Source organism: Bacillus sp. I-2 (genome assembly GCF_001974945.1).
Classification (GTDB): Bacteria; Bacillota; Bacilli; order Bacillales; family Bacillaceae; genus Bacillus; species Bacillus safensis.
In genome coordinates this window covers 1-18427 of record NZ_LZRW01000009.1, presented here as the reverse complement: position 1 = coordinate 18427, position 18427 = coordinate 1, and the positions used below count along the sequence as shown (strand labels likewise).

Genomic DNA, 18427 nt, shown 5'->3' with positions numbered 1-18427 from the left:
CTCTCCATCAGGTTTGGTGGCGATAGCGAAGAGGTCACACCCGTTCCCATACCGAACACGGAAGTTAAGCTCTTCAGCGCCGATGGTAGTTGGGGGTTTCCCCCTGTGAGAGTAGGACGCCGCCAAGCTTCTATAAGGATCAGTTCCAGTCGGAACTGGTCTTTTTTGTTTTTTCTTCTAACAGCATCATGATGTATGCTGGGAACTTCTCTTCTGCAATCTCCATGTAGCGTTCAATCATGACGTAATCATCGCTAATGTATTGAGACAGCAGCTCGTACCACCATTCTGTTTCGTAGCGGGCAATCATACTAAGGTTATACATCAATAAGTAATGGCTGATGATCTCAGGAATCCCTAGAAAAGCATCTCGTGTTGACGGTATAAACCATTGATCCATTTCTAAATCATAATGAAGATGAGTAGCAAGTGCCGGGTTTTCTTCAAGAAATACATCAAACGTCAGTTTTTTAGCCTCTCTCTGTTTAAGTTTCCAGCTTGTATGGAACTCAAAGTATTCAATAAACCGTTCAGCAGACATGTTATAAAGTAATGGAATATGATCTTGAATCATCATTCCATTAGCCTTTTCTACTTTAACTAATGTCGAAGGCTGCTTTTGAAACTCAAGAATATGACTCATTTCAGGTATTTTAGACAGGAGATGGATCATCGTAAATCGCTCATCTTCAAGACCATTTAATTGAAATAGATGCTTTAACACATGCATACATAGCCCATTTCTTTGAATTTTCACCTCATCTTCACTAAAACGGTAATGCTGTTTCTTTCTCTTTCTCGATGTTACGCCATGAGCTAAAACAGAGGTTTGAGAAGGATAATGGGGATCCACTGTCAGCAAACATGCTTTAAGCAGCTGTGCCATTCCATAAAACAATAAAATGGGTTTAAGTTCTAGAGGCGCGATCGCAGCCTGTTCATAAAACGTATGGCCATGTTTTAGAAAGTAAATAAATCGTTCACAGTTTTTATAGGCTTGCTGGTTTGCATCTTGAATGTTCCGTTTCTCATATTGTTGAAATAGAAACTTTTGGGAGGTTTCGAGCGAGTAAAAACGTTTTAAATCCTTCCATCCTGAACTTTTCATCTTCTTCCTCAACTCTCTTTATATTTTCTAAAAATTGCAACTGTTTGTTGCTTCCTTGACATGCTGTTTGCTAGTTGATAATCTACATATAATATTTTGCCGAAAAGAGGGGGATTTACTAATGTGGGAAAGTAAATTTTCAAAAGAAGGTTTGACGTTTGACGATGTTTTGCTTGTTCCAGCAAAGTCTGAAGTACTTCCGCGTGATGTCAATTTATCAGTGGAGCTAACAAGCACATTAAAGCTAAACATTCCAATTATCAGTGCGGGAATGGACACAGTGACGGAATCACAAATGGCGATTGCAATGGCACGTCAAGGTGGTCTTGGTATTATTCATAAGAACATGTCCATTGAACAGCAAGCAGAACAGGTGGATAAAGTAAAACGTTCAGAGCGCGGCGTTATTACAAATCCATTCTTCTTAACACCAGAGCATCAAGTATTTGATGCAGAGCATTTGATGGGTAAATACCGTATTTCAGGTGTGCCGATTGTCAACAACGAACAAGACCAAAAGCTTGTTGGTATTATTACGAACCGTGACCTTCGTTTTATTTCGGATTATTCAATGAAGATTAGCGACGTGATGACAAAAGAGGAACTTGTGACAGCTTCTGTTGGTACAACATTAGAAGAAGCTGAAAAAATCCTACAGCAGTACAAGATTGAAAAATTACCTCTTTTAGATGACGAAGGAACGTTAAAAGGTCTTATCACAATCAAAGATATTGAAAAAGTGATTGAATTCCCTAACTCCTCTAAAGATGCGCATGGCCGTTTAATTGTTGGTGCTGCTGTTGGTGTCACTGGCGATACAATGACACGTGTGAAAAAATTAGTCGAAGCCAATGTGGATGTCATTGTTATTGATACAGCACACGGTCATTCTCAAGGTGTTCTAAACACTGTATCGAAAATCCGTGAAACGTATCCTTCTCTTAACATCATTGCTGGTAATGTTGCAACAGCCGAAGCAACAAAAGCATTGTTTGAAGCAGGAGCAGATATTGTAAAAGTCGGTATCGGACCAGGATCTATTTGTACAACACGTGTTGTTGCAGGTGTCGGTGTACCACAAATCACAGCGATCTATGACTGTGCAACAGAAGCAAGAAAACATGGTAAAGCTATTATTGCAGATGGTGGAATTAAATATTCAGGTGATATCGTGAAAGCATTAGCATCTGGCGGACATGCTGTTATGCTTGGAAGCCTTCTAGCTGGTACATCTGAAAGCCCAGGAGAAACAGAAATTTTCCAAGGTAGACGATTCAAAGTTTATCGTGGTATGGGTTCTGTCGCTGCAATGGAAAAAGGAAGTAAAGATCGTTACTTCCAAGAAGATAATAAAAAATTCGTTCCTGAAGGTATTGAAGGCCGTACACCATACAAAGGGCCAGTCGTTGATACAGTGTATCAACTAGTTGGCGGTATTCGTTCTGGTATGGGTTATTGTGGAACACAAGATTTACGCACTCTTAGAGAAGAAGCACAATTCATTCGTATGACGGGTGCAGGACTTCGTGAGAGTCATCCACATGATGTACAAATTACAAAAGAATCACCAAACTACACAATTTCTTGATAAATTGTGACAATCAAATTACATTTGACAGGGTCTATGACTCTGTCTATTTTTTTTGTCTTTATTGTGATAAAATTTATACTGTTGTGTTGAGATAAGCCCTTGTGGATTACATATATATGAAAAACGTCGAAAAAAGATGAATACGGAGGTATGACGATTGAACAGCAAGATATTGAAACAGCTTATGGTCTCTATCCTTGCATTGGCATTGATTGTTACAGCATTTACACCAATGTCCAAAGCAAAAGCTGCTGAAGATCCATTCAGTGTGAATGCGAAAGCAGCGATCCTTATTGAAGCTTCTACAGGTAAAATTCTTTATAGTAAAAACGCAGATCAAAGACTGCCTATTGCAAGTATGGCAAAAATGATGACAGAGTATCTATTACTAGAGGCAATTGCTGAAGGAAAAGTGAAATGGGATCAAAAGTATACGCCAGATGATTATGTATACGAAATTTCTCAGGACCGCAGCTTATCCAACGTTCCTTTGAGAAAAGATGGTTCGTATACAGTAAAAGAACTTTATCAAGCAACGGCTATTTATTCGGCAAATGCAGCAGCGATTGGTTTAGCAGAAGTGATCGCTGGATCAGAATCGAAATTTGTTGAAAAAATGAACGCAAAAGCAAAAGAACTTGGTTTAACAAACTACAAATTCGTGAATGCAACTGGTCTGGAAAATAAAGACTTACATGGCCAACAGCCAAAAGGTACAGGGCCTGATGAAGAAAGTGAAGTATCTGCAAAAGATATGGCTTTGCTTGCACAGCATCTCATCAAAGACCATCCAGAAATTCTTGAAACAGCAAGTATTGCGAAAACAAAGTTCAGAGAAGGCACGGACGATGAAATGGACATGCCTAACTGGAACTTCATGCTTAAAGGACTTGTGAAGGAATATAAAGGTGTTGACGGTCTGAAAACAGGATCTACAGATTCAGCCGGTTCTAGCTTCACAGGTACAGCAAAACAAGGTGACATGCGTGTCATCGCAGTTATCTTGAATGCAAAAGGTAATCTTCATACAGCACGTTTCGACGTGGCAAAAAAACTATTCGACTATGCGTTTAAAAACTTCACGATGAAAGAAATGTACAAAAAAGATCAACAAATTAAAGGACATGAAAACATCGAAGTGGATAAAGGCAAAGATAAAGAAGTACCTGTTGTGACGAAAGAAGCATTTTCTGTGCCAGTAAAAAATGGTGACGAAAAGAGCTATAAAGCAAAAGTAAATATCGAAAAAAAGAAACTAGAAGCTCCTATTAAAAAAGGAACGAAGGTTGGCATGCTGACGACTTCTTATTCTGGTGATGAGAAGGACTACGGTTATTTAAATAAAGACCAATCAGGTGTTGAGCTTGTGACGAAAACAAGCGATGAAAAAGCAAACTGGTTCATCCTTGCAATGCGCGGTGTAGGTGGATTCTTCGCTGGCATTTGGGGCGGAATCGTTGACACAGTAAAAGGCTGGTTCTAATAAAAAACTGCTCTCTATACATGAGAGCAGTTTTTTTATCGTTAAAAGAAGAGCGATTGCTTCTGATTTTGAGGAGTGGACAAGGCTTGCTGAAAAATACCACATAACTTTTCCACGCCCTCGGCCAGTGCTTTTTCATTCACATAAGAAAAGCTGAGGCGGATATAATTCTGTTTCGGTTCTCCAGGATAGCAGACAGAGCCAGGCAGAAAAGTAATTTGATGCTTACGTGCCTCATGTAACAGTGCTCGTGTATCGACCCAGGAAGGAAAGCTGAGCCATAAATTGAGTCCGCCCTGTGGAATTTGCCAAGTTACATCTTTTGGTGCGTACTTCGTTAACACATCCATCATCAAATCGCGTCTCACCTTCAAGGCGGTTCTTAGCTTCTTCGTATGATCAATCATTTTCTTCGATGTCAGAAACGGCAATATGGCCTTTTGTGTGAGGAGAGGGCTGCCTAAGTCATTATTGGCCTTTGCAGCTAATAAGCGGTTAAATATCGAGCCTGATGCGGTGATAATCCCTATTCTGCATCCTGGAGCCAGTGTTTTACTTAACCCTCGTAAATAAATGACGTGTCCATCATGGTCCAAGCTTTTAATAGGTGCTGGCGGTTTCTTTTCAAAATAAAGCTCACGATAAGGGTCATCTTCTACAATGAGACAATCTATGCTTTGAGCCAGTAAGAGAAGCTGTTTTCTGCGTTTCATCGACATACTGGCCCCTGTCGGACTGTGAAAAGTAGGAATCGTATAGATGAGCTTCGGTTTATATTTATCACAAATGCTTTGAAGCTGCTTCATGTTCATCCCTTCATGATCGACAGGGACGGTAATGATTCTTGCTCCTCTGCCCATAAAGACATCAATGGCCCCGGGATAGGTCGGTGCTTCCATGACAACCACATCATCCGGCCCAATAAACGTACGTGCCACCAAATCAAGCCCTTGCTGAGAACCACTTGTTACTAGGATATTTTCAGGTGTAGACGGCACATCCAACTTTTCTAAAAATGATTGAATGACTTGTCGCAGCTGAAGGTCACCTTGTATCTCACCATACTTCGACATGATTTGGGGATGCCTGGCTAGTACATGCTGCATCTCTTTTTCTAAATACCGGTTGGGCAAAAGCCCTGGATCGATCATAGAGGAAGAAAGGTTAATGGCTTCTTCGACATAGTGATACTGAGCGAATTGAGACCGTGGTAAATAATCTGGAATCGACAACTGCCAATCGAAAGAAGTAGATGATGGAACCGGAATCTCTGCCTGCTCTTGCTGCTCATCCACAAATGTTCCTTTACCTTGCACCGTCTTTAAATATCCGTCGTCCTTTAATCGGGTGTATGCTTTTGCTGCCGTGACAAGACTCACATTGAGCTGCTTAGCTAAATCACGTACAGTTGGCAGCTTTTCTCCTTGCTGAAGCAAACCTGATTGAATGTGGTCAATGATTGAAAAGTAAATTTGATTTGAAAGAGATGTATCAGAGTGTCGATGGATATCAATATGCATGAAACCCCTCCATAGAATGCAACATTGTTATACATGAATTTTAATTGTTATAGTTGCATTATAGCATGTAAATCACACTTGAAAGAGAAAATGACATGTTTTTAGCTGGAAACCCTTTATATACAAGGGTTTATTCTTTTTTATCGGCTGTTTGAATTGTTATACTATTCTCTTTATTGTTATACTTTCTCGCTTGTATGATAAAGATGTTGAATGAATCGAATAGACAAATGGGAGGAAACTATTGTGAGCAATAAGGGAACTGAACGAGTGAAACGTGGAATGGCAGAAATGCAAAAGGGTGGCGTCATTATGGATGTCGTCAATGCGGAGCAGGCAAAAATTGCAGAAGAAGCAGGTGCGGTGGCAGTCATGGCACTAGAACGAGTACCAGCTGATATCCGTGCAGCAGGCGGTGTTGCCCGTATGGCAGACCCAAGAATCGTAGAGGAAGTACAAAATGCAGTAACGATTCCAGTCATGGCAAAAGCACGTATCGGCCACATCGTCGAGGCTCGTGTTCTTGAAGCACTTGGTGTTGATTATATCGATGAGAGTGAAGTGCTGACGCCCGCAGATGAGGAATTCCATTTAAATAAAAATGAATACACAGTACCTTTTGTCTGTGGATGCCGTGACTTAGGTGAGGCAACCCGCCGTATCGCAGAAGGCGCTTCTATGCTTCGTACAAAAGGAGAACCTGGGACAGGCAACATCGTAGAAGCTGTTCGTCATATGAGAAAGGTCAATGCTCAGATTCGTAAAGTATCGGCTATGAGTGAAGATGAACTGATGACAGAAGCCAAGAATCTTGGCGCGCCTTATGAATTATTGCTGCAAATCAAAAGAGACGGCAAGCTGCCAGTTGTGAACTTTGCAGCAGGAGGCGTTGCGACACCAGCAGATGCTGCGTTAATGATGCAGCTTGGCGCAGACGGTGTATTTGTCGGATCTGGTATTTTCAAATCAGACAATCCAGCTAAATTTGCAAAAGCAATTGTTGAAGCAACGACTCATTACACTGATTACCGTCTTATTGCAGAACTTTCAAAAGAGCTTGGAACAGCTATGAAAGGAATTGAAATTTCAAATCTACTGCCAGAAGAACGTATGCAAGAGCGTGGCTGGTAATTAAGGGAGCGCAAACGAACATGCTGACAATTGGTGTACTAGGGCTTCAAGGAGCGGTGAGAGAGCATATTCAATCGATTGAAGCCTGCGGCGCAGAAGGAAAGATCATCAAACGAGTAGAAGAGCTAGAATCCGTTGACGGTTTGATTATCCCTGGTGGAGAAAGTACGACGATGAGGAGACTTATGGATACGTACCAATTCATTGAACCGATCAAGGCGTTCGCTGCTCAAGGGAAACCGATTTTCGGGACATGTGCCGGTTTGATTATGCTGGCAAAGCATATCGAAGATCGAGAAGATGCTCATCTTGGCCTATTAAATGTATCTGTTGCACGGAACTCTTTTGGCAGACAGGTAGACAGCTTTGAAGCAGATTTAGAAGTAAAAGGACTGGATGCCCCGTTTACAGGGGTATTCATCCGTGCGCCTCATATCATCAGCGCAGATAATGACGTAGAAATCATGGCTGAATATGATGGCAGGATTGTGATGGCGAAAGAAAACAATATCTTAGGCTGCTCTTTTCATCCAGAGCTGACAGACGATCACCGGTTAACACAGCTGTTTGTAGACATGGTGAAGTCCTACAAAACGAAGCTTGCTGTATAAAACGGTTGAAAAGAGATAAAACTTATAGTACATTAAAATCACAATCAAAGATCGAAAAAGCGTTGACGGGAAATAGTAAGAAGCCCCTCTTTCTCAGAGAGCCGATGGTTGGTGAGAATCGGTGAAAGATGCATTCTGAATCCATCCTTGAGCGAAATGCTGAAACACGAGAAGTAAGCATTTACGGTGATACCGTTACAGAGGAAAGAGGAAAGCATGCTTCTGCATGTTTTCAATCAGGGTGGCAACGCGAGAGCTCTCGTCCCTTTCATGGGATGAGGGCTCTTTTTATTTTTCGATAAAAAAAGGAGTGTTACACATGCTTGATATTAAACAACTGCGCACGGACTTTGATCAAATCAAAGAAAAATTAGCACACCGAGGCGAAGATTTAGCGGATTTTGATAAGTTTGGTGAGCTAGATCAAAAAAGAAGAGAATTAATCGGGAAAACAGAAGAATTAAAGAGCCGAAGAAATGAAGTATCACAGCAAGTGGCCGTTCTAAAAAGAGAAAAGAAAGACGCCGATCACATTATTCAAGAAATGCGTGAGGTAGGAGATGAGATCAAGAAGCTGGATGATGAGCTAAGAACAGTAGAAGAGAGCCTGCAGCACATCCTGTTCTCAATTCCAAATATCCCTCATGACTCTGTACCAGTTGGTGAAACAGAAGACGACAACGTGGAAGTGAGAAAATGGGGCGAACAGCCAGCCTTCTCATTTGAACCAAAACCACATTGGGACGTAGCTGATGAGCTAAAAATCCTTGATTTTGAACGTGCAGGAAAAGTGACAGGAAGCCGTTTCGTTTTTTATAAAGGGCTTGGCGCCCGCTTAGAGCGCGCATTGTATAACTTTATGCTCGATTTACATGTGGATGAGTTTGGTTTTACTGAAGTGCTTCCACCTTATATGGTCAACAGAGCGAGCATGACAGGAACTGGTCAGCTTCCAAAATTCGAAGAGGATGCCTTTAAAATACGTGAAGAAGATTACTTCCTCATTCCAACAGCTGAAGTGCCAATTACGAACATGCATCGTGACGAAATCCTCGAAGGCGAACAGCTGCCAATCAACTATGCAGCATTCAGTGCTTGCTTTAGATCAGAAGCTGGATCTGCTGGCAGAGATACACGTGGACTCATCCGTCAGCATCAATTTAACAAGGTAGAGCTTGTGAAATTTGTCAGACCAGAAGATTCTTATGAAGAATTAGAGAAATTAACAAATCAAGCAGAAAAAGTTCTTCAGCTATTGAACCTGCCATACCGTGTCATGAGCATGTGTACGGGAGATTTAGGCTTCACAGCTGCGAAGAAATACGATATCGAAGTGTGGATTCCGAGCCAGAATACGTACCGTGAAATTTCTTCTTGCAGTAACTTCGAAGCATTCCAGGCAAGACGTGCAAACATTCGTTTCCGTCCAGAGCCTAAAGCGAAGCCAGAACATGTCCACACATTAAATGGATCTGGATTAGCGGTAGGAAGAACTGTAGCGGCTATTTTAGAAAACTATCAACAAGAGGACGGCACAGTGATCATTCCTGAAGTACTGCGTCCTTATATGGGAAATAAAGAAGTGATGAAATAAGATGCCGTCAAGGCATCTTTTTCTTTTTACCAAAAGTCCTACAGTTTTCCTGAATTTAGCCGATAAAAAAATTAAAAGCTTCTAGGAAAGAAGGAATAACCTTGAATAGGCTTGACTATTATGTTGAAATGGCTCATTTACTTAGAAAGGTACTAGATGAAAGTATTCTTTTCGGCATCACAGATACAGAGAAGATACTTTGTTATTACCCATCTAACACAATAGATTTTGGTATGAAAGTTGGAGACCCATTGAACCCAGAAGACCAAAATGTGGCGACGACATTAAGAGGACAAGAATATGACGGTCATTTACCAGAGCATTTATATGGTTATGAAATTGCTGTAAAAGGTTACCCGATTTTTGATGAAGATAGAAAAGTAATTGGCTCTTTTTTAGTGGCATTTTCACATCATCGTGAAAAGAAATTAAGCGGTTATATGGAGCAAATCAATAAAGTAGCGAAAGAACTCCAAGGTGGAATTGAGCAAATTGCTGCACATTCACAAGAGCTGGCTGCCACAAGTTTAGAAATAAGCGAACAGGCAGGAAGAGCGGAAGAGAAATCTGCGAATATTGAAGAAGTCGTCAAAACCATTGGCGGAATCGCTAGACAAACAAATCTGCTCGGTTTAAATGCTGCAATTGAAGCCGCAAGAGCAGGTGAGAACGGAAAAGGGTTTGCTGTCGTTGCTGATGAAGTTCGCAAATTATCAGATGGCTCGAAGGAAGCGGCTGAAACCATTAATACATTTTTAAAAGAAATCCAAGACAGCATTGGCACTCTGTCTGAAAACATCTCACAAATCAGCAGCTCAACAAATGAACAAGCCAAACAAGTGACAGACTTTACGAAGATTATCGAGTCATTAAATGAGTTTAAAGTAGAGATGAATCAGTTTATTGAAGAAATTAGACAGGATACGAAATAGATCGAGAGCAGCCGTCAATGGCTGCTTTTTTATAGGCAATCATCATGCCAAAATCACATATTGAATTTTTTTTCGAAAAGATGTTGACTTCAAATAAAATGATATGGTATATTAATTCTTGTCGATACGGAGGAATACCCAAGTCCGGCTGAAGGGATCGGTCTTGAAAACCGACAGGGGTGTCAAAGCCCGCGGGGGTTCGAATCCCTCTTCCTCCGCCATATTGATTTTTTACCTTAGTTGAATTGAACGCAAGCATAAAAATTGGAAATTGTCAAACCGCTGCATTTCGCGAATGCAGCGGTTTTTTTTATTTTGTTTTAGAGCGATTTTTTTGAATAACAGAAGCTATTTCGTGAAGAATGGGATCAAGTGAGCTTTCATCATGAAGTAAGTCATAATCTTCAATATTAATTTTAATCACTGGGCATAAATCAAATTGTTCGATCCATTCCGTGTATCGAGTGTACATTTCTTCCCAATAAGCTCGGTCAGTTTGAGTTTCCATCTCTCTGCCGCGTTCTTCAATACGATGTAAAATATGATCTAAATCCCCGTGTAGATAGATGAGGACATCAGGGTGAGGGAAGTAAGGTGTCATCACCATCGCCTCAAATAGGCTTGTATACGTTTCATAATCAACCTCAGACATCGTACCTTTGTCCGCATGCATTTTTGCAAAAATGCCAGTATCCTCATAAATGGAACGATCTTGTACATATCCTCCGCCAGATTCAAAAATCCGCTTTTGCTCCTTAAAACGCTCAGCTAAGAAATAGACCTGTAAGTGGAAGCTCCATCTTTGGAAATCTGAATAAAAAGGCTCTAAATATGGGTTATCATCTACTTTTTCAAGAGAGGTTTGAAACCCTAGCTTGTCCGCTATTGTTTTGGTCATAGTTGATTTGCCGACACCAACAGTCCCGGCAATTGTGATGACTGCGTCCTTTGGTATTTCGATATTGTTCATAGCACTTGCTCCTTTATGTTCTGTACAATTTGCTGGTAATCTTGCTGTGAGGAAACGAAGTCTGTATGATCTCCTTCAATTGTAATGATAGGAAGCCCTGGCTCAGTCTGTTTTAAATGTTCAATAGCCAGCTCATAATCTTCAATGAGTGTTTTTAAATAAGCTGGGTCAATGTCTTCTTCAAAAGAGCGTCCTCTCATCTGTATTCTTTCAAGTAAGGTGGGAAGGCTGGCTTTTATATAGATCATGGCATTTGGTTTAGGAAGATCATCTGTTAGCAGATGATAGATCTTTCTGTATTTATCCATGTGCTTTTTTGATAATGTTCTTTCTGCAAATATCATATTTTTATAGACGTGATAATCAGTGACAACTGGCTGCTGTTTATTCACATAGTTTTCTTCAATTGATTCTAACTGTTTGAACCGATTGCATAAAAAGAACATCTCAAGCTGAAAGCTCCATTGTTCCATATCTTCATAAAATTTATCTAAGAATGGATTTTCTTCTACAATCTCTTTTACTAAAGGAAATTGAAATTCCTTCGCAAGCATTGTAGCCAAAGTTGTTTTTCCGGCTCCAATCGGGCCTTCCACTGCAATAAAAGGGGCAGGATACATAGGCGTTCTCCTCTATCTATAAAGTTAAAGTTGTCAAACCAATGTATATTGTACCATACCCCTTCTAATAGATAGAGTGAATGGATTACGATGTCGTTCTTTTTTCAATATTAAATTGATCTGATAATAAGAGCCAATTTTGTGGGAAAGATAGACCTAATTTCCAATAAGCAATGCCGTTCAAATTTAGCTCTTTGATGAGGTTGAACTTTGCTTGAATTGATCTAGCGTCTTCGAACCAGACCTCATGCTCTTTGTTGTTGGCATCTGTATAACGAAAATGGGGTGCCTGTGCTGTTTCGTCGTATAAGATAGAGACATTGTGCTCTCTAGCAAGTGCAATTGCTTGTTGAGGACTGACGGCTTTGGCTATGGGGCCGCCCTGGACGAAAGGAAGTGTCCAATCATAGCCGTATAAATTCTGCCCCATTACAATTTTATTGGCCGGTATGACAGTTAATGCATATTCAATGACTTGGCGGACAGGTCCAATTGGAGAGACAGCTTGTGGAGGGCCGCCGCTGTACCCCCATTCATAGGTCATCAACACAACATGATCGACGATCTTACCGATCGCTTCATAGTCATGGGCTTCATACCATTTGCCCTTTTGCTGACTACTTGTTTTTGGTGCAAGTGCAACAGATATTGTCCATCCTTCTTGATGGAAACGCGCTGTTGCTTCTCTTAAAAATTGAATATAAGCATCTTTATCAGCAGGGCGTAAATATTCAAAATCAAAATGGACTTCCTTGAATTGATACTTTTTGGCAACACGAACAATTTCATTTAAAAATGCCGTTTTGACAGATTGGTTAGTTAAAAGAATACGCCCAAGTTCATCACTGAATTTTTCATTCTCTAGATTTGTCACCACCATGGTTAATACAGTTCTGTTCTGAGCGGCAATCTGGGGTAGTTGGTCTAACGGTGGTTCTCGCAGTGTCCCATCTCTTTGTGCTTGAAAACTAAAGACTTCTAAATGGGTCAAGTATGGGGAGGCCTCTCTAGCTGCCTGCTTTAAGTTTTCACTGACTTGATTTCCCCGTGGTTCAATATAAGCATTGGAATTAATGTTCCTTTTCGGTCTTTGTGGAATATAGAGCAAGAAACGAATAGGCAGTATCGCTTCAGGCCGAATTCTGTTCACGCGTGCCAATTCTTCCACTGAGATTTGAAACCGTCTACCAATTTGATATAGTGTGTCATTTTGTTTGACCTCATAAAATTGACCTCTAATTGGAATGACAATTGTTTGTCCAATGACGAGTTGATTTGGTGTTTCGATTTCGTTAGTACGGATAATTTCATTGACTGTCGTTTTAAAACGCATAGCAATGTCGTTTAAAGTATCTCCTCTTTTGACAACATAAATTTGAATAGTCAACGCCCCCTTTGTTATTGCTAACAATTTATGAGGGTTATAGCTAAATCATGTTTGATTTTCATTCGTGATTTCCTTAGCGGTAGTGATTTTGGCTAGAAGAACGTTCTCCATCATCGTTAAAGCGTAGTTGTTATCTCTGTCGTCATTTGAAGCGATACAATCTTTAGGTACAATTAGATTGTATTCTCGCATGTATGCGTCATTTGCAGTGAACAAAACGCAAATGTTTCCGGCAATTCCAGTTAGAATAATGTCCTCAACACCTAATTCATTTAAGAGTGTCTCTAGTGCAGTACCGTAGAAGGCAGAATGCTTAGGTTTAATTAAGAAGTAATTATCTTTAGATGGTGTCATTTTCTCTAAAATAGGAGCGCTTCTTTCATTTTTGCATGTTTCCAAAACAGCTTGGATATCAGCCTTCCAAAGTCCGTAGTGATCGTTGATATAAATGATTGGCCAATTTTCCTTGAAAGCATGTTGTTTAAGAGCTAAAATTTTATTGGTCATTTGCTCTGTTTTTTCTGCAAGCACATGTCCCATTTCAAAATCAAAATCATTAATCATGTCGATAATAAGTAGCGCCTTTGTTTGCTTTGACAAAATAAGACCCCCTTTAAAAGATTGTGATAATATGTTAACCTCAATTTCCTTTTAAAAAACATGAAAAGAGAGCCGTGCCATGACGAAAGATGAACAGTTTATGCAAGAAGCCATTTCTGAAGCCTTAAAAGCAGAACAAATAGGGGAAGTGCCGATTGGTGCGATCATTGTTGTTGATGATCAAATCGTGAGCCGGGCTCATAATTTAAGGGAAAGTGAGCAGCGTTCGATTGCACATGCAGAATTACTTGCTATTGATGAAGCATGTAAAGCGACAGGGAGCTGGCGTTTAGAAGATGCTGTGCTTTACGTTACGCTTGAGCCATGCCCAATGTGTGCGGGTGCTATTGTTCTCTCTAGAGTGAAAAAGGTCGTTTTTGGTGCATACGATCCAAAAGGTGGATGCGCAGGTACTTTAATGAATTTACTGGATGATGAACGGTTCAATCATCAGTCTGAGGTCATCGGTGGTGTACTTGAAAATCAGTGTGGTGAGCTGTTAAGTCAGTTCTTCCGAAATCTCCGTCAGCGAAAGAAACAAGCCAAAAGTAAATGAATGGATGTCGTTTGCAATTTGAGCTATAAGAAGGTATACTTATGTCTGCGTCACTAACAATTTAATATTCATTTTGCCGTGCTAAGCGGGGAGGTAGCGGTGCCCTGTACTCGCAATCCGCTCTAGCGAGGCCGAATCCCTTCTCGAGGTTCGTTTACTTCAAGGTCTGCCTTAAATAAGTGGTGTTGACGTCTGGGTCCTGCGCAATGGGAATTCATGAACCATGTCAGGTCCGGAAGGAAGCAGCATTAAGTGAAACCTCTCATGTGCCGCAGGGTTGCCTGGGCCGAGCTAACTGTTTAAGTAACGCTTGGGGTAGCGAATCGACAGAAGGTGCACGGTAAATCAATATTAAATGTAACTCATCTAGTTTAACTAGGTGAGTTTTTTGTTGCTGTTCAAAGAATAGCTTAAATGCTTTGGTGATACAAATAGATAAAAAGTCTTTTTGGTGCCATTTGTTTTTTTCACTAAACGTAAAAAGAACTGGTGTTCTGTTTGGAGTTTCAGGTCTTTTTACAAAGCTAGAAAATACGTTTTTAATACATGGAAAGTAGAAAATCTCTAGTTGAAATCATCTTATTGGCATATTAGAAAATAAAGGTGTGCTTTTGAATTGATCGGTGCATCATGTATAATGAAAAGGATGATAAATGGAGGAGGGCGTATTTGTGAGTTATCAAGCTTTATATCGAGTGTTCAGACCTCAAGTTTTTGAGGATGTTGTTGGACAAGAACACATCACAAAAACGTTGCAAAATGCCCTTTTGCAGAAAAAGTTTTCTCATGCTTACTTATTTTCAGGTCCTAGAGGAACAGGTAAAACAAGTGCTGCCAAAATCTTTGCTAAGGCAGTGAACTGTGAAAAGTCACCTGTTAGCGAGCCGTGTAATGAATGTGATGCCTGTAAAGGGATTACAAACGGTTCAATTTCAGACGTGATTGAAATAGATGCTGCCTCGAATAACGGGGTAGATGAAATCCGGGATATACGTGATAAAGTGAAATTTGCTCCTTCGGCGGTTACATATAAGGTTTATATTATAGATGAAGTACATATGCTCTCTATCGGTGCATTTAATGCTCTCCTTAAAACGCTGGAAGAACCGCCTGCTCATTGTATCTTTATTTTGGCTACCACAGAGCCCCATAAGATTCCTCTTACCATCATATCTCGTTGTCAGCGGTTTGATTTTAAACGAATCACGACTAAAGATATTGTTGGAAGAATGGAGAAAATTGTAGATGCAGAAGGCCTTGACGTACAGGAGGGTTCGCTCGAGATTATTGCTAGTGCAGCTGATGGCGGTATGCGTGATGCACTAAGTCTCTTGGATCAAGCGATCTCATTTAGTGGTGAACAATTGACAATTGATGATGCGCTGCTCATTACAGGTGCTGTATCGCAGCATTTCATTAGTCAGCTTGCTGAAGCAATTTTTGATCAAAATATTGCCACAGCGTTAGATACATTAAATGAATTGCTCCAGCAGGGGAAAGATGCTGCTAAATTAATAGAGGATATGATTTTTTACTTTAGAGATATGCTGCTTTATAAAACGGCACCAGATCTCGAGGGGGTTCTTGAAAAGGTAAAGGTCGACGAAAGTTTCGTGGCGCTGTCAGATCGTGTGACACCTCAGTTTCTGTATGAAACCATTGAAGTCCTGAATAAAAGCCACCAAGAAATGAAATGGACAAATCATCCAAGGATTTTCTTTGAGGTAGCTGTTGTAAAGCTGTGTCAGTCAACAGCAGGATTGACACAAGGCCATGCTGACGCTGATTTAACGGCGCTAACAGATAAAATAAACAGGCTGGAACAGGAACTATCGAGGCTAAGAGCCGAAGGTGTACCAATGTCTCCATCTCATAGCCCTCAAGAAAAAAAGGAGGCGCCTCGACCACAAACAAGTAATAAAAATGGCTATCGTGCTCCTGTCGGCCGAATTCATGAGATTCTAAAAGAAGCGAAACGGCCTGAGTTAGAAAAAATTAAAGGCAAATGGGGAGAGCTCCTTGCCCAGTTGAAACAGCAGAATAAGGTGTCTCACGCTGCGTTATTAACGGACAGTGAGCCAGTGGCGGCTGCTTCGCATGCCTTTGTTTTAAAATTCAAATTTGAAATACATTGTAAAATGGTTGCTGAAGATAAAAGCGGTGTTCGGACCAATCTTGAACAACTGCTAGAGTCTATGTTAGGAAAAAGAGTGGAATTAGTTGGCGTTCCTGACGCTCAATGGGGTAAAATAAGAGAAGAATTTTTAAGAGATCATCAGCCGGATGAACAAGCAGATGGTCAGGGAACTTCTACTGAAGAGGATCCATTGATTGCGGAAGCAAAAAAATTAGTAGGAACTGATTTAATTGAAATTAAAGATTAATAAAAATGAAAGAGAGTGGTGTTCATATGCGCGGTGGAATGGGAAATATGCAAAAAATGATGAAACAAATGCAAAAAATGCAAAAGGATATGGCGAAGGCTCAAGAAGAGCTTGCAGAAAAAGTTCTTGAAGGTACAGCTGGTGGCGGTATGGTCACTGTCAAAGTAAATGGACAAAAAGAAGTCGTTGATGTAGCAATTAATGAAGAAGTTGTTGATCCAGAAGATATCGATATGCTTCAAGATCTTGTACTTGCTGCGACAAACGATGCATTGAAAAAAGTCGATGAGCTAACGAATGAAACGATGGGTCAATTCACAAAAGGAATGAACATGCCAGGTTTATTCTAGGAGGAATAACTGAAGATGCAATATCCTGAACCAATATCAAAGCTGATTGACAGCTTTATGAAATTGCCAGGAATCGGACCGAAAACTGCGGTCCGTCTGGCTTTTTTTGTTCTTAGTATGCAGGAAGATGTCGTACTAGATTTTGCGAAGGCGCTTGTAAATGCAAAGCGTAATTTAACTTATTGTTCGGTATGCGGTCATATCACAGACCAAGATCCTTGCTATATTTGTGAAGATACAAGAAGAGATCAATCTGTTATCTGTGTAGTGCAGGATCCAAAAGATGTAATCGCAATGGAAAAAATGAAAGAATACAACGGCTTATATCATGTGCTTCATGGTGCCATTTCGCCAATGGACGGAATTGGCCCAGAGGATATTAAAATTCCTGACCTATTAAAAAGATTGCAAGACGATCAAGTGACAGAGGTAATCCTTGCAACCAATCCAAACATTGAAGGAGAAGCAACAGCCATGTATATCTCCAGATTGTTAAAACCATCAGGAATTAAACTCTCTCGCATTGCTCACGGACTTCCAGTAGGCGGGGATTTAGAGTATGCGGATGAAGTTACACTGTCTAAGGCTCTAGAAGGCAGACGTGAGATGTAGGAAGGAGAAGTACGGTACATGGGTTTTCTTCGCAGAAAATCAATTCGAAAAGAATTCGATGAGAAATTAATTCAACAGCTTTTTAAGCAAAAGGAAGAATGGAACAGACAAAAAAAGCTTGTCGCAAATAGCGTTGAGCCTTCACCGGACATTCTATTCGAATTAAAGCTTGCTCAAGCGAAGTACTTTTTCTATCTGAGAGAAGCGAAAAAGAGGAATTTACGTTTAAACAACTGGAAATAGCAGGTCTATTATACATAGTCCTCTCATATGCTTGTACTATTCAATATGAAGAGGAGATGAGAGGATTATGGAACCTGTTATTGTGATCGGGTCAATTTTGCTAGCTGTGCTATTGTTGTTTATGTCAGGTGTGCAGGCGAATCCATTCAAATGGTTAGGGCTTATCGGAGTGAAGTTTGTAGCAGGCGCTCTTTTTTTATTTTGCCTCAACCTATTTGGCGAGAGTCTAGGGTTACATGTCTCTATTAACCCTGTAACGAGTGGAATTAGTGGTTTATTGGGTATTCCGGGCGTAGCAGCTTTAATCGTCATTGAAAAGTTTATTATTTAATGAAAAATATTATTGACTTTGATTCGATAGGGTGGTAAATTAATATACGTCGCTGATGACGAAGAAACGAAAAAACATAATAACAAAAAAGTTGTTGACACTAACAACTTGGATGTGATAAGATGTTCTAGTCGCTTCTGAAGCGGTAAACAAGTTCTTTGAAAACTAAACAAGACAAAACGTACCTGTTAATTCGAGTTTTTATAAAAAAATCCTATGATACTTCATAGGTAGTCAGTCAAACTGGCGAAAAGCAAAACTTCGGTTTTGTACTTTTTCGGAGAGTTTGATCCTGGCTCAGGACGAACGCTGGCGGCGTGCCTAATACATGCAAGTCGAGCGAACAGAAGGGAGCTTGCTCCCGGATGTTAGCGGCGGACGGGTGAGTAACACGTGGGTAACCT

Annotated in this window: 17 protein-coding genes, 1 tRNA gene, 2 rRNA genes, 1 other RNA gene, 1 pseudogene and 1 other annotated feature; of the genes and pseudogenes, 16 read left to right on the top strand and 6 right to left on the bottom strand. The window is 40.4% G+C overall.

The features are described from left to right. The first annotated feature begins 12 nt into the window (after positions 1-12). A 5S ribosomal RNA gene (rrf, locus tag BAE31_RS03435) occupies positions 13-128 on the top strand. 11 nt (positions 129-139) lie between these two features. Here the strand turns inward: rrf and BAE31_RS03430 are convergent. Then, on the bottom strand, positions 140-1108 hold the full coding sequence (locus BAE31_RS03430; RefSeq protein WP_024426750.1) for a YaaC family protein: 969 nt from the start codon (positions 1106-1108) through the stop codon (positions 140-142). Positions 1109-1229: 121 nt separating this feature from the next. On the opposite strand from BAE31_RS03430, the gene guaB reads away from it, so the two are divergent. Next, positions 1230-2696 carry an IMP dehydrogenase gene (gene guaB, locus BAE31_RS03425; RefSeq protein WP_041106261.1) on the top strand — a complete coding sequence of 489 codons (1467 nt, stop codon included), beginning with the start codon at positions 1230-1232 and terminating at the stop codon, positions 2694-2696. A 160-nt stretch (positions 2697-2856) separates the two neighbouring features. Then, the gene (locus tag BAE31_RS03420; RefSeq protein ID WP_041106259.1) at positions 2857-4182 is read left to right on the top strand and encodes a D-alanyl-D-alanine carboxypeptidase family protein; all 1326 of its coding nucleotides are present in this window, start codon (positions 2857-2859) and stop codon (positions 4180-4182) included. A gap of 41 nt (positions 4183-4223) precedes the next feature. Here the strand turns inward: BAE31_RS03420 and pdxR are convergent, their stop codons facing one another. Then, positions 4224-5702: a MocR-like pyridoxine biosynthesis transcription factor PdxR gene (pdxR, locus tag BAE31_RS03415; RefSeq protein WP_076839459.1), complete on the bottom strand. Its 1479-nt coding sequence runs from the start codon at positions 5700-5702 to the stop codon at positions 4224-4226. A 246-nt stretch (positions 5703-5948) separates the two neighbouring features. Between pdxR and pdxS the strand changes: the two genes are divergently transcribed. The 5 genes and pseudogenes from pdxS to BAE31_RS03390 all read left to right on the top strand — a co-directional run bounded on the left by pdxS (position 5949) and on the right by BAE31_RS03390 (position 10191). Further along, the gene (gene pdxS, locus BAE31_RS03410) at positions 5949-6833 is read left to right on the top strand and encodes a pyridoxal 5'-phosphate synthase lyase subunit PdxS (protein ID WP_039175840.1); all 885 of its coding nucleotides are present in this window, start codon (positions 5949-5951) and stop codon (positions 6831-6833) included. Positions 6834-6853: 20 nt separating this feature from the next. Then, positions 6854-7444, top strand: a complete 591-nt coding sequence (gene pdxT / locus BAE31_RS03405) for a pyridoxal 5'-phosphate synthase glutaminase subunit PdxT (protein ID WP_041106255.1) — start codon at positions 6854-6856, stop codon at positions 7442-7444. 53 nt (positions 7445-7497) lie between these two features. Continuing rightward, positions 7498-7714, top strand: a binding site (T-box leader). Positions 7715-7763: 49 nt separating this feature from the next. Further along, positions 7764-9038: a serine--tRNA ligase gene (serS, locus tag BAE31_RS03400; protein ID WP_024426746.1), complete on the top strand. Its 1275-nt coding sequence runs from the start codon at positions 7764-7766 to the stop codon at positions 9036-9038. Between the two features lie 596 nt (positions 9039-9634). Then, positions 9635-9970, top strand: a pseudogene (locus tag BAE31_RS20115) (methyl-accepting chemotaxis protein); the annotation flags it as partial. 128 nt (positions 9971-10098) lie between these two features. Continuing rightward, positions 10099-10191 (top strand) — tRNA-Ser (locus tag BAE31_RS03390). Between the two features lie 89 nt (positions 10192-10280). On the opposite strand, the gene BAE31_RS03385 is transcribed toward BAE31_RS03390, so the two are convergent. From BAE31_RS03385 to BAE31_RS03370, 4 genes are all read right to left on the bottom strand, one after another. Continuing rightward, positions 10281-10940: a deoxynucleoside kinase gene (locus tag BAE31_RS03385; protein ID WP_003218104.1), complete on the bottom strand. Its 660-nt coding sequence runs from the start codon at positions 10938-10940 to the stop codon at positions 10281-10283. Continuing rightward, the gene (locus BAE31_RS03380) at positions 10937-11560 is read right to left on the bottom strand and encodes a deoxynucleoside kinase (protein ID WP_024425759.1); all 624 of its coding nucleotides are present in this window, start codon (positions 11558-11560) and stop codon (positions 10937-10939) included. The genes BAE31_RS03385 and BAE31_RS03380 overlap by 4 nt, the downstream gene beginning before the upstream one ends. 85 nt (positions 11561-11645) lie before the next feature. Beyond that, positions 11646-12893, bottom strand: a complete 1248-nt coding sequence (locus BAE31_RS03375) for a glycoside hydrolase family 18 protein (RefSeq protein ID WP_235566759.1) — start codon at positions 12891-12893, stop codon at positions 11646-11648. Positions 12894-12992: 99 nt separating this feature from the next. Further along, a complete protein-coding gene (locus BAE31_RS03370; protein WP_041106250.1) occupies positions 12993-13547 on the bottom strand; it encodes a cysteine hydrolase family protein in 555 nt (184 codons plus the stop codon). A gap of 79 nt (positions 13548-13626) precedes the next feature. Here BAE31_RS03370 and tadA point away from each other — a divergent pair, with 79 nt between their 5' ends. From tadA to BAE31_RS03330, 8 genes are all read left to right on the top strand, one after another. Next, positions 13627-14103, top strand: coding sequence for a tRNA adenosine(34) deaminase TadA (gene tadA, locus BAE31_RS03365; RefSeq protein WP_041106248.1), 477 nt, complete (start codon positions 13627-13629; stop codon positions 14101-14103). A gap of 76 nt (positions 14104-14179) precedes the next feature. Next, positions 14180-14444, top strand: an RNA gene (ffs, locus tag BAE31_RS03360) — signal recognition particle sRNA large type. Between the two features lie 330 nt (positions 14445-14774). After that, positions 14775-16487, top strand: coding sequence for a DNA polymerase III subunit gamma/tau (dnaX, locus tag BAE31_RS03355; RefSeq protein ID WP_041106245.1), 1713 nt, complete (start codon positions 14775-14777; stop codon positions 16485-16487). A gap of 26 nt (positions 16488-16513) precedes the next feature. Continuing rightward, complete coding sequence (locus tag BAE31_RS03350; protein WP_008342011.1) at positions 16514-16837, top strand: YbaB/EbfC family nucleoid-associated protein; 324 nt, start codon at positions 16514-16516, stop codon at positions 16835-16837. A 15-nt stretch (positions 16838-16852) separates the two neighbouring features. After that, positions 16853-17449 (top strand): recombination protein RecR, encoded by a 597-nt coding sequence (gene recR / locus BAE31_RS03345; protein ID WP_003218094.1) that lies wholly within the window; start codon positions 16853-16855, stop codon positions 17447-17449. An 18-nt stretch (positions 17450-17467) separates the two neighbouring features. Further along, a complete protein-coding gene (locus tag BAE31_RS03340) occupies positions 17468-17692 on the top strand; it encodes a YaaL family protein (RefSeq protein WP_024425764.1) in 225 nt (74 codons plus the stop codon). Between the two features lie 67 nt (positions 17693-17759). After that, positions 17760-18023, top strand: coding sequence for a pro-sigmaK processing inhibitor BofA family protein (locus BAE31_RS03335; protein ID WP_034284261.1), 264 nt, complete (start codon positions 17760-17762; stop codon positions 18021-18023). A 274-nt stretch (positions 18024-18297) separates the two neighbouring features. After that, positions 18298-18427 (top strand): 16S ribosomal RNA (locus tag BAE31_RS03330); the annotation flags it as partial.